Origin of the sequence: Kitasatospora sp. NPDC093550 (assembly GCF_044764985.1) — a bacterium.
Taxonomy (GTDB): domain Bacteria; phylum Actinomycetota; class Actinomycetes; order Streptomycetales; family Streptomycetaceae; genus Kitasatospora.
On sequence record NZ_JBIWJF010000002.1, the window covers coordinates 225,219 to 236,075 of the forward strand.

A 10,857-nucleotide genomic window follows, 5' to 3' on the forward strand; every position below is an offset into this window, starting at 1 on the left:
CGCTGCGGCATGTCCATGCGCTGGTCGATCGTCCAGTCCGGCCGTTCCCGGCTGGTGCGCGCGACCACTCGTTGCGCCAGGACCGGCTCGACCTCTGGGCGGCGCTGCGCTGCACGCCGCCCGAGTGAGGGAGTCCGGCAGGACCGGGGCCGCTCAGGCCGCGACCGCCTCGACCACCGACAGCACCGTCGGCGTGGGGATCACCCGGGACAGCCGCAGGCCGGCCCGGGCGAAGAGCTCCGCGAAATCGGCCTCGGTGCGCTCACGGCCGGTCAGCGAGGCCATCATCATCAGGTCCAGCGCCTTGGCCTGGTGCGGCGCGTTCCCGGACGGCACCACGGCGTCCAGGACCAGCACCCGGCCGCCCGGCCGCAGCGCACGGCGGCAGTGCGCGAGCAGGGTCACGCACTCGTCGTCGTCCCAGTCGTGCGTGATCCGCTTGAGCAGGTGGACGTCGCCGGAGGGCACCGAGGCGAAGAAGTCTCCCTCCTCCGGCGACCAGCGGCCCGCGACCTCCTCGTGCGCGCCCAGCACGTGCCCGGCCAGGACGTGCCCGTGGTCGTAGAGGACGCCCTGCAGGCCCGGGTTGCGGCGCAGCACCTCCAGCAGCAGGCCGCCGTGGCCACCGCCGACGTCCACCACCGTGCCGGTCGACGGGAACGCGTACGCGGCCGCGATGGGCGCGTTCTCCGGGTCGGACATCGCCGCCATGCCGACGTGGAAGACGTCGGCCGTCCGCTCGTCCTTGGCGAAGTGGTCGAAGAACGGCATGCCGAAGAGGTTCTCGAAGGCCGTGGTGCCCTCGGTCAGACAGTGCGTCAACTCCCCGGCGGGCCGCCACATGGTGATGTCGGTGAGCATCCGTACGGCCGCCCGGGCGGAGTACGGGACGCCGGTGCGCAGGGCCTGCCCGGCCTCGGCCAGCGCGAAGCGGCCCTGTCCGTCCTCCGTGACGACGCCCCGGGTGGCGAGCAGTCGCAGCACCCGGTGCAGGTTGCGGGCGTCCGTGCCGGTCGCGGCGGCGAGTTCGGCGGGCGTGCGCGGGCCGTCCGCGAGGTGGTCGGCCACCCCGACGTCGGCGGCGGCGCGCAGCGCGGCGGGGAAGAGGAAGCCGAGGGCTTCGTCGATCAGGAAGGCGGCGGAGCGCCGGAGGGCGTCCTCCCGCTCGGCCTCCGTCCGCCCGTCCACCGTCCGCCCGTCCTCCACCCGGTCGCCGGCGGTCCGGTCCTCGTCCTGGCGCATGCCGTCCTCCTCCTCCTCGGTCAGTGCGTTCGCCCGGGGAGGCTGCCCAGGGGTAGCCGGGCCGAAGCACAGCGTCACCCTTTCGGGCTGTTTCGCCACCGGATCCGGCCGGATTCCGGGCCCGGCGCTCCCCGGGTCAGGTCGGCTCCGGCGGCCAGGTGCCGGCCGCCAGCACCCCGGTGGCGTAGGCGCGGGCGACCAGGGCGGTGCGGTTGGGCACCCGCCAGCGCCGGGAGAGCCTGGCCAGGTGGTAGTTGACGCCGTCCGCGGTGAGGCCGATCTCCCGGGCGATCTGCGCGGTGGTGGCACCCCGGGCCGCCGCGGCGAGGATCCGGGCCTCCACCGGGCTGACCTCGACCCGAGGGCCCGGCGGCGGCTCCTCCCCGGCGGCCTCCACGCTGCGCAGCGAGAGCAGCAGGTTCGGGGTCTGCTCGGGGGTGTCGGCGACCAGGTCGACGGTCATCACGCCGTACCGTTCGCCGCCGTGGGCGGGCTGCCAGGAGACCCGGGCCGGGTACTGCGAGCGGCGGTGCAGCCGGACGGCCTCGGCGAGCGCCTGCAGGGTGTCGCTGTCCCGCAGGGTGAAGAACTCCAGGATCTTCCGGTCGCGGAACTGGCCCGGCAGCAGGCCGAACTCGGCGGCCATCGCGCGGTTGACGATCAGGGTCCGGCCGCCGAACTCGACCACCGCTATCGGCAGCGGCACGTGGTCCATCAGCCGCAGCGCCCGGTTGCGCCAGACCACCGCCGCGTCCTGGGCGTTCCCCGGCACCGGACCGCAGCCCTCGGTCGCTTCCATGGTGTCCTCTCCTCCCGTGGCGTCCGCGCAGCCAGAACTGACGGTCCGTGGGCAAGACCGGGGACGCTCCGCGTACTACACAATCATGTAGTGATCACGGCCGGGCCTCCCTCCCGGTGGGCACAGAGTGGGGGGAGCCGAAACTTCAGCTGCGGGAGGGACCCACGATGACCGAGACCACCATGACCGGGGCCGCGAGGGCCGGGGCCGCCGTCGCCGAGCAGGGAGCCGGAGCCGTCCCCCTGGTGGACATCTCCTCGGCTCCGCCGCTCGCCGCCCCCATGCTGCGGACCATGGAGCTGGCCAGAGAGCACGGCCCCGCCTTCGTGCAGCGGCTGCACGGCCGGGACACCCTGATCGTCAGCGGCCTGGAGCTGGTCGAGGAGCTCGCCGACGAGACCCGGTTCACCAAGTCGATCGGCCCGGGCCTGGAGAACGTCCGCCAGTTCACCGGTGACGGCCTGTTCACCGCCTACAACGAGGAGCCCAACTGGGCCCGGGCGCACGACATCCTGATGCCCGCCTTCGCGCTCGGCTCGATGCGCACCTACCACCCGGTGATGCTGCGGGTGGCCCGCCGGATGATCGACTCCTGGGACCGCCGGGAGGCCGCCGGCCTGCCGGTGGACGTGCCCGGCGACATGACCCGGATGACCCTGGACACCATCGGGCTGGCCGGCTTCGGCTTCGACTTCGGCTCCTTCGAGCGGGACGAGCCGCACCCCTTCGTGGACGCCATGGTGCGCTGCCTGGAGTGGGCGATGCACAAGTTCACCCGCGACCCGGAGCTGGACCACACCGAGCGCGACGCGGCTTTCCGGGCCGACGCCGACTACCTGGCCGGCGTCGTCGACGAGGTGATCGCCGCCCGCGCGGGGGAGGACCGCCAGGGCCCGGCCGAGGACCTGCTCGGCCTGATGCTCGGCGCGGTGCGACCCTCCGACGGCACCCGGCTGGACGCCGAGAACATCCGCAACCAGGTGATCACGTTCCTGATCGCCGGCCACGAGACCACCTCCGGCGCGCTCTCCTTCGCGATGTACTACCTGGTCAAGAACCCGACCGTGCTGCGGCAGGTCCAGCGCGAGGTGGACGCGCTCTGGGGCGACCGGACCGACCCGGAGCCCTCGTACGAGGACGTCGGCCGGCTGCGGCTCACCCGCCAGGTGCTCAACGAGGCGCTGCGGCTGTGGCCCACCGCCCCCGCCTTCAGCCGCGAGGCGCGCGAGGACACCCTGCTCGGCGGGCGGATCCCGCTGCGCGCCGGGGAGACGGTCTTCGTGTCGACCCCGATGCTGCACCGCGACCCGGCCTGGGGCGACAACCCCGAGCTGTTCGACCCCTCCCGGTTCGACGACGAGCCCGAGGCGGCCCGCTCCCCGCACGCCTTCAAGCCCTTCGGCACCGGTGAACGCGCCTGCATCGGGCGGCAGTTCGCGCTGCACGAGGCCACCATGCTGCTCGGCATGCTGGTCCACCGCTACCGGCTGATCGACCACGCCGACTACCGGCTGACCATCAAGCAGACGCTCACCATCAAGCCCGACGAGTTCACCCTCGGCCTCGCCCGGCGCACGCCCGCCCCCGTGGCCGCCGAGCCGGTGACCGGCTCCGAGGCCCGGGCAGGTGCCGCCGCCGAGCGCCCCGGCCGGGTCCGGCAGGGCACCGGGCTGCTGCTCCTGCACGGCTCCAACTACGGCGCCAGCCGCGAGTTCAGCCGGCAGCTCGCCGAGGCGGCCGCCGACCTCGGCTGCGACACCGCCGTCGCCCCGCTGGACGCCTACGCCGACGGGCTGCCCACCGACCGCCCGGTGGTGATCACCGCGGCCTCGTACAACGGGCAGCCGACGGACGACGCCGCCGTCTTCGTCCGCCGCCTCCAGGAGGCCGAGGACGGCGCCGCGGCGGGCGTGGCCTACGCGGTGCTCGGCATCGGTGACCGCACCTACGCCGCCACCTACCAGCGCGTCCCGGTCCTGATCGACGACCGGCTCGCCGCCCTCGGCGGCACCCGGCTGCTCGGCCGCGCCGAGGCCGACGCCTCCGGCGACCTCTCCGGCACCGTCCGGCAGTTCACCGAGGCGCTGCGCGACGCCCTGCTGGAGCGCTACGGGGACGCCGACGCCCCCGCCGCGCTGCGCCAGGAGGCCGCGTACACGGTGACCGAGGTGACCGGCGGCCCGCTGGCGGCGCTGGCCGCCCGGCACGACATGGCCGAGCTGACCGTCACCGCCGTCGACAGCCTGACCGACCCCGACTACCACCGGGTCAAGCGCCTGGTCCGGCTGGCCCTGCCCGAGGGCACCGGCTACCGGACCGCCGACCACCTCACCGTGGTCCCGGCCAACGACCCGGCCCTGGTCGAGCGCGCAGCCAAGCTGTTCGGCGCGGACCCGGAGACGGTGCTCAACATCGTGGCCCACCGGCGCACCGGCCTGGCCGTCGACCGCCCGCTGACGGTGCGCGAACTGCTCACCCACCACGTCGAGTTGCAGGACCGCCCGAGCGCCGAGCAGCGCGCCGCGCTGGCCGCCCTCAACCCCTGCCCGCCCGAGCAGGCCGCGCTCCGCGCGCTGCCCGAGGACGACCCGCGCACCCTGCTGGACCTGATCGAGGACCACCCGGCCCTGCACGGCGGCCTGAGCTGGCCGGTCCTGCTGGACCTGCTGCCGCCGATCCGGCCCCGGCACTACTCGATCTCCTCCTCGCCCGCCCGGGACGCGACCGAGGTGGACCTGATGGTCTCCGTGCTCAGCGCCCCCGCCCGCTCCGGCCGGGGCACCTTCCGGGGCACCGGCTCCGGCTACCTCGCCCGGCTGGCCGTCGGCGACACCGTGCTGGCCCGGGTCCAGCCCTGCCGGGAGGCGTTCCGGATCGGACACCGCACTCCGGTGATCATGATCGCGGCCGGCACCGGTCTCGCGCCCTTCCGCGGCGCCGTCGCCGACCGCCGCGCGCTGCTCCGCGCCGGCACCGAACTCGCCCCCGCGCTGCTGTACTTCGGCTGCGACGCCGCGGAGGCGGACTACCTGCACCGGCCGGAGCTGGAGGCCGCCGAGCGGGAGGGCGCGGTCTCGCTGCGGCCCGCCTTCAGCGAGCGGCCGCAGGACGGGCGGCGCTTCGTCCAGGACCGCCTCGCCGCCGAGGCGGCCGAGGTGTGGGAGCTGCTGGCGGCGGGCGCGGAGGTGTACGTGTGCGGCGACGGCGCGCGGATGGCGCCGGGCGTGCGGGCGGCCTTCCGGGCGCTGTACCGGGAGCGCACGCCGGGCGCCGACGAGCAGCGGGCGCAGGCCTGGCTGCAGGACCTGATCGAGGCCGGCCGGTACGTCGAGGACGTGTACGCGGGCTGACCCCGCCCGAACGGCCCCGGCCCCGCCGCTTCGTGCGGCGGGGCCGGGGGCTCGGCGGCTCGGTGGCCGGCGGCTCGGGGCTCAGTAGACGTGCACCCCGTACGCGGTGAGCGCCGCGTTGACCGGCTGGAAGAAGGTCGTCCCGCCGACGGTGCAGTTGCCGCTGCCGCCCGAGGTGAGGCCGAGCGCCTTGGTGCCGTCGTAGAGCGGACCGCCGGAGTCGCCGGGCTCGGCGCAGACGTTGGTCTGGATCAGCCCGCGCACGGTGCCGCCGCCGCTGTAGCGGACGGTGGCGTTGAGCCCGGTGACCCGGCCGCCGTGGGTGCCGGTGGTCGAGCCGGTGCGCTTGACCGCCTCGCCGACGAAGGCGTTCGGCGCGGAGGTGAAGCCGCCGGGGTGGCTGAGGGCGGCGTTGTCGTAGCGGACCAGCGCGTAGTCGTGGGTCGGGAAGGTCGAGGCGACGGTCGGTCCGATCGGGGTCGTGTGGGCGGCGTCCGTGTACCACTCGGGCGCGATGTTGCCGCAGTGGCCGGCGGTGAGGAAGTAGTGGGTGTCGCCGTCCACCACGTTGAAGCCGAGCGAACAGCGGTACTGGCCGCCGTAGACGGCGTCGCCGGCGGCGAGCAGCGGGCGGAAGGCGCCGGGGACGCGGTGGACGGTCAGGACGGACGCGTCGCCGCCGGAGAGCCGGGTGATCCGGTCGAGCGCCTCCGTGGAGACGGTGCTGTCGGCGGTCACCACGACGCGCCCGGCGGCCTCGTCGACGTACCACGCGGTGCCGTCGACCTCGGCCTTCAGCACGGCGTCGCTGAGGGCGGAGAGCTGGGCGGGTTCGGGCCTGTGGGCGGGGGCGGCCGCGGCGCCCGGCACGGCGACCGCGGTGGCGGTCAGCAGGCCGAGGGCGACGGCGAGCAGGCGGGTGCGGCGTCGGGTGGTGCCGGTGCGGGGGGTCCTGCGCGTGGTCCTCACCGTTCTCCTCCGGGAGTGAGAGGCCCCCGGGGTTCGGGGGGCCGTGAGGCGCGGTCAGACGGCGGGCGGACTCCGGCGCGCTGTCCGGAAGCACGGCGGATGATCTGCCCCTGACAGGCGCTGACCGGAAGTATCAGGAAACGGGCAGTTCGGTACAAGCTTCCTGACCGGGTGTCGGCGGACCCGCGCGCGGTCGGCGGAGTGCGCGGGTCCGCCGTTCGGAGGTCCGGGACGCCCGCCGTGCCGCCGCCCGACGGGGCGGTCGCAGGAAAGTGTTATCGGCGCGGCGCGGTGAGGTCTCCCAGGTACGGGAACGGACGCGCGAAGCCGCGGGTGAGGGTCCGCGGCGGGCCTGCGGGGTTCGACAAGGGGCGCTCCGCGCGGAGGCTTCGGCCTCCCATCGCGTCCGTTCCCGGCGCGCCGCCGGACCGTCCCGTCCGGCCGGGCGTGCCCGGCGGTCCGCCCGCTCCCCCCACGGCGGCGGACCGCCGGGGTCACCGGCCCGGGCCCTCACGCCTGGTCAGCCGCCAGACCTGCTCCTCGCCGGACTCGGCCGGGGCGACCGCCCCGGCCGGGCGGCGCAGGTGGGCGGTGAAACCGAGACGGGCCGGGACGGCGCCGCTGGCCCGGTTGGCCGGGTCGTGGACGATCTCCACGTGCTCCACCCCGGGCAGCCGGAAGGCCTGGTCGACCAGGGCCGCGGCGGCCCTGGTCGCGAGGCCCCGGCCGGTGGCGGCCGGGTGCAGCCAGTAGCCGATCTCCAGCACCTCGGCCGGGGAGTCCTCGCGGCGGTACAGCCCGCAGGCGCCGACGATCGCGCCGTCCAGCACGATCGCGTAGGCGAAGTCCTCGCCGCTCGCCCAGCGTTCGGCCCGGGAGGCCAGGTACTCGACGGTCTTGGCGCGGCTGTGCTCGGCGACCCAGGGCATCCACGGCCGCAGGTGGTCCACGGACTCCTCGATGACCGCGAAGAACTCGGGGAGGTCCGCCTCGCCCGCGAAGCGGCGCAGCGTCAGCCCGTCCACGGCGATGACCAGTTGGGGGGATGCGGTGGGTTCCGTGGGTGCCGCGGGTTCCAGGTGTTCCATCCGCCGAGGATCGTCCGTGCCCGGCTCAGCCGGCAAGCGGGTTTCGCGGCGGAGGAGGCCCGGGCGGGCGGCGCGCGGTGCGGCCGCGGGCGAGGTGGAGCAGGGCGCCGAGGCCGGCCGCCGTGCCGGCGACGACGAGCAGGACGACGTCGAAGAACCCCGCCAGTGCCAGGTCGCCGCGGGCGCTGCCGGCGGCGGCGGTGAACTCCGGCTCCACCAAGCCCCCCGGGTCCTCGGTGACGCCGACCCGCTCGCCCACGGTGTCCCCGGCGCCGCACGTCACCGAACCGCCGTGCCCCGGGGCGTCCTCGTAGCGGACGGCGCACCGATAGGTGGTGGTCCGGCCGTGGCTGACCCGCACGCCGGTGACCGTACCCGGGTGCGCGACACCGCGCAGGTCCAGCACGGTCGCCCGGGTGGCCTCCAGGCTCAGCAGCGGGACCGCGATCAGCGGGGCGAGGACGAAGGGCAGCGCGACGATCCGCAGCGGCCGCGACCGGCAGAGGCTGAGGAGGGCGTGGACCAGGCCGACCAGCACGGCGATGATCAGCGCCACCGACGGCACCAGCAGCCACGGCCCGAAGGCGCCGAGCACGCCGACCAGCGGGAGCAGGACGGCGGCGCCCGGGATCCACAGGGCCGTCAGCAGCGGACGCCGAGGCCAGGGCGGGTCGTCCTTGACGCCCCGACCGCGCACGCCCCGACCGCGCACCCCCTGACCGCGCACCCCCTGACCGCCCACTGTCCGGCCGCGCCGTGGGCGGGAGCCGGGGGAGGAGGTCTCGCTTCGCGTCATGGCCGGAGATCCTGCCAGGGCCGCCCCCGGCGGCGGTACGGGGGCTCGGGTTCCGCCCGCCACCCCCGCCCTCACCTCCGGTCACCGGGCAGGGCCGATGCGGCGTGCCGCCGCAGCAGTACGGCCGCCTCGCTGTCGGTGACGTCGTGGAACTCGCCGTACCAGGGGCCGGCGGCGTGTGCGTAGCGCGGCAGGTGCAGGCAGACCAGCTCGTCCACGTCGTCGCGCAGCTCGGCGGCGAGCCGGGCGTCACCGACCGGGGCGGCGAGGATCAGCCGGCCCGGACGTTCGGCGGCGACGGCGTGCACCGCGGCGCGGACGGTGAGCGCGTCGGTCAGCCCGTCGGAGACCAGGACGGCGGTGCGCCCCAGCAGCGGGCGCCGGGCCCGGCCCTGGCGGTAGAGCGACTCACGGCGGTGCACCTCGACGCGCTCGCGCTTGACGCTCGCGCCGACCTCCGCCGCGGTGACGCCGAGGCTCCTCAGGGTGTACCGGTCGAACAGCGGCGGGTCGCCGTCGGCGATCGCGCCGACCGGGCGGTCGTAGCCGGGCACGACCAGCGGCCGGACCACCGTGGCGTCCAGGGGTGCCTCCAGGAGCTCGGCGACCTCCGCGGCCACCGGAAGACCGCCGGGTGCGAGGCCCACGACGACCACCCGGTGGCCGCCCCGGCCGTCGACGAGCGGGGCGAGGCGCCGGGCGAGCTGGTGCCCGGCGGTGCTGCGGTCGAGGAATCTCACGGGCACACGTCTCCTGCGCGGGTCCCCCGGGTTTGCCGGGCGACTGCCCCGTTGCCACGGGTTCTAACGTCCGACCGCGAAGGCCCCGGCCTCCAGGTGTGACCGCGGCGCGCCTGGGCAGGCGCGGGCCGTGGACGACCGACGGACGGCGCCTCCGGCCGTCATCGGGCGGTGGCCGGACCCGGGGTCGGTCGTCCGCGCGGCCCGGGACGGCGGGCGCGATGATGGTCACGACGGCGCCCAGCCGTCCCGACCGGACCGGGAGCGAGCATGCGACGGCCATCCGAGGAACCCCGTGAGCCCGACGGGAAGCACGCGTCCGGCGGCCTGCGCGTCGCCGTGGTGGACGAGCCACCGCTGCGGACCGTCACCGTCGCCGGGGAACTGGACCACGACACGGCGGACGGGCTGCGCGCCGCGCTCGCCGCTCCGTACCGGGACGGCTTCGCGCGCATCCTGGTCGACCTGGCGGACCTGCGGTTCTGCGATTCGACCGGCCTGAACGTGCTGCTCCGCGCGCGGCTGGACGCGGACGCCGCCGGGTGGCGGCTGGCGCTGGTCGGACCGAACCCCGTGGTGGCGCGGCTGTTCGCGATCACCGGGGCCGACACCGTGCTGCGGATCCACCAGGACCTCGACGCGGCGCTGAAGGAGCTCGCGGCGGACCCCGAGCCGGCCGACCCCGCCCGTTCCGGTGGTTCCGCCGATTCCGCAGAGGCCGCAGACGCCGGTGATTCCGCTGAGGCCGCCGACGCCGCCGGTGATTCCGCCGAGGCCGCCGATGCCGGTGATGCGGGCAGGTCCGGGGGCTCCACCGGTCCCGCCGCCTCGTCAGGGCCGTCGTGAGCAGCGTGACCGGCGACCGCCGCGACGGCGACCGGCCGCCGGGCCCGGAGCAGACCCGGCGGCTGCCGTTCGCGGGCAGTGCCGGCGCGGTGCAGCGCAGCCGTGACTTCAGCCGGCAGGCGCTGCTGTCCTGGCACTGGCTGCCGACCGCCGACGAGGACCAGCGGCTGGCGGTCGAGGACGTGCTGCTGATGGTCTCCGAGCTGGTCACCAACGCCTGTCTGCACACCCCCGGCGGCCCGCGCGAGCTGCGGCTGCGCTGGGACGGCGACCGGCTGCGGGTGGAGGTCGCGGACGCCAGCCCGGTGCTGCCGCGGCTGCGCCGCTCCGCCGACCCGGGCCGGCCGGGCGGGCACGGGCTGCGGGTGGTGGACCGGCTCTCCCGGGCCTGGGGCGCGCAGCCCGAGGACGGCGGGAAGCTGGTCTGGCTGGAGGTGCCGGCCCCGGTGGTCCGTTCGGGCCGGGGCTGACGGCGGCTCCTCCGCCGTCCGTCCGGTTTTCCTCGGCCCGAGGGCGTTTCCGGCTGCCCCCACCGGTTAGCCGAGTGGTCGGAGCATCGGCAGGTGGGAGGAGCTCGCAGCCATGACACAGCGCTCGTCGGAGACCGGGGAGCAGGCCGACGACCGGGCCGCCCGCAGCGGTGAGGGCCTCACCTTCGAGATCCGCCCGTGGGCCCTGGGCACCGTGCTGGTCCTCCACGGCGAGCTGGACCTCGACTCGGCGGCCGAGCTGCGCTCTGCCGTCGACCAGGCCCTCGCCGGGCCCGCCGGGGTGATCGTGATCGACTGCGCCGAGCTGGAGTTCTGCGACTCCACCGGGCTGAACGCCCTGCTCCGGGCCAAGGCCCGGGCCGCCGTGGAGGGCAGCCGGATCGAACTGGCCCGGCCCCGGCGGCTCTTCCTGCGGATGCTCGAACTGACCGGTGTCACCGACGCCTTCCCGGTCCGCGAGAACGTGCCGGGCTGAGCGTGCAGCCGAGCGTGCCGGGCCGAGCGTGCGGGGCCGAGCGTGCGGGCCGCGCGCGCCG

At 75.8% G+C, this 10,857-nt stretch carries 10 protein-coding genes; 4 read left to right on the forward strand and 6 right to left on the reverse strand.

Annotated elements, in window-relative coordinates; genetic code table 11:
* Positions 1 to 153 precede the first annotated feature (153 nt).
* Both ACIRD3_RS04190 and ACIRD3_RS04195 read right to left on the reverse strand, forming a co-directional pair.
* The gene (locus ACIRD3_RS04190) at positions 154 to 1,242 is read right to left on the reverse strand and encodes a methyltransferase (protein WP_402211314.1); all 1,089 of its coding nucleotides are present in this window, start codon (positions 1,240 to 1,242) and stop codon (positions 154 to 156) included.
* 136 nt (positions 1,243 to 1,378) lie between these two features.
* On the reverse strand, positions 1,379 to 2,041 hold the full coding sequence (locus ACIRD3_RS04195) for a helix-turn-helix transcriptional regulator (RefSeq protein ID WP_402211317.1): 663 nt from the start codon (positions 2,039 to 2,041) through the stop codon (positions 1,379 to 1,381).
* Between the two features lie 167 nt (positions 2,042 to 2,208).
* On the opposite strand from ACIRD3_RS04195, the gene ACIRD3_RS04200 reads away from it, so the two are divergent.
* The gene (locus ACIRD3_RS04200) at positions 2,209 to 5,391 is read left to right on the forward strand and encodes a bifunctional cytochrome P450/NADPH--P450 reductase (protein ID WP_402211320.1); all 3,183 of its coding nucleotides are present in this window, start codon (positions 2,209 to 2,211) and stop codon (positions 5,389 to 5,391) included.
* Between the two features lie 81 nt (positions 5,392 to 5,472).
* Here the strand turns inward: ACIRD3_RS04200 and ACIRD3_RS04205 are convergent, their stop codons facing one another.
* From ACIRD3_RS04205 to ACIRD3_RS04220, 4 genes are all read right to left on the reverse strand, one after another.
* A complete protein-coding gene (locus tag ACIRD3_RS04205; RefSeq protein ID WP_402211323.1) occupies positions 5,473 to 6,360 on the reverse strand; it encodes a S1 family peptidase in 888 nt (295 codons plus the stop codon).
* 494 nt (positions 6,361 to 6,854) lie between these two features.
* Positions 6,855 to 7,448, reverse strand: coding sequence for a GNAT family N-acetyltransferase (locus tag ACIRD3_RS04210; protein WP_402211326.1), 594 nt, complete (start codon positions 7,446 to 7,448; stop codon positions 6,855 to 6,857).
* 25 nt (positions 7,449 to 7,473) lie between these two features.
* The gene (locus ACIRD3_RS04215; RefSeq protein ID WP_402211328.1) at positions 7,474 to 8,145 is read right to left on the reverse strand and encodes a hypothetical protein; all 672 of its coding nucleotides are present in this window, start codon (positions 8,143 to 8,145) and stop codon (positions 7,474 to 7,476) included.
* A 170-nt stretch (positions 8,146 to 8,315) separates the two neighbouring features.
* Positions 8,316 to 8,984, reverse strand: a complete 669-nt coding sequence (locus ACIRD3_RS04220) for a phosphoribosyltransferase (protein WP_402211330.1) — start codon at positions 8,982 to 8,984, stop codon at positions 8,316 to 8,318.
* A 270-nt stretch (positions 8,985 to 9,254) separates the two neighbouring features.
* On the opposite strand from ACIRD3_RS04220, the gene ACIRD3_RS04225 reads away from it, so the two are divergent.
* The 3 genes from ACIRD3_RS04225 to ACIRD3_RS04235 all read left to right on the forward strand — a co-directional run bounded on the left by ACIRD3_RS04225 (position 9,255) and on the right by ACIRD3_RS04235 (position 10,796).
* Positions 9,255 to 9,830 (forward strand): STAS domain-containing protein, encoded by a 576-nt coding sequence (locus tag ACIRD3_RS04225; protein ID WP_402211332.1) that lies wholly within the window; start codon positions 9,255 to 9,257, stop codon positions 9,828 to 9,830.
* Complete coding sequence (locus tag ACIRD3_RS04230) at positions 9,827 to 10,300, forward strand: ATP-binding protein (RefSeq protein WP_402211334.1); 474 nt, start codon at positions 9,827 to 9,829, stop codon at positions 10,298 to 10,300. The genes ACIRD3_RS04225 and ACIRD3_RS04230 overlap by 4 nt, the downstream gene beginning before the upstream one ends.
* Positions 10,301 to 10,412: 112 nt before the next feature.
* Positions 10,413 to 10,796 (forward strand): STAS domain-containing protein, encoded by a 384-nt coding sequence (locus ACIRD3_RS04235; protein WP_402211336.1) that lies wholly within the window; start codon positions 10,413 to 10,415, stop codon positions 10,794 to 10,796.
* Positions 10,797 to 10,857: the final 61 nt, after the last annotated feature.

Bases quoted from the DNA above. Each gene is read 5' to 3' on its own strand.
- ACIRD3_RS04190 (WP_402211314.1), bottom strand. From the start codon at position 1,242: ATGCGCCAGGACGAGGACCGGACCGCCGGCGACCGGGTGGAGGACGGG.
- ACIRD3_RS04195 (WP_402211317.1), bottom strand. From the start codon at position 2,041: ATGGAAGCGACCGAGGGCTGCGGTCCGGTGCCGGGGAACGCCCAGGAC.
- ACIRD3_RS04200 (WP_402211320.1), top strand. From the start codon at position 2,209: ATGACCGAGACCACCATGACCGGGGCCGCGAGGGCCGGGGCCGCCGTC.
- ACIRD3_RS04210 (WP_402211326.1), bottom strand. From the start codon at position 7,448: ATGGAACACCTGGAACCCGCGGCACCCACGGAACCCACCGCATCCCCC.
- ACIRD3_RS04225 (WP_402211332.1), top strand. From the start codon at position 9,255: ATGCGACGGCCATCCGAGGAACCCCGTGAGCCCGACGGGAAGCACGCG.
- ACIRD3_RS04235 (WP_402211336.1), top strand. From the start codon at position 10,413: ATGACACAGCGCTCGTCGGAGACCGGGGAGCAGGCCGACGACCGGGCC.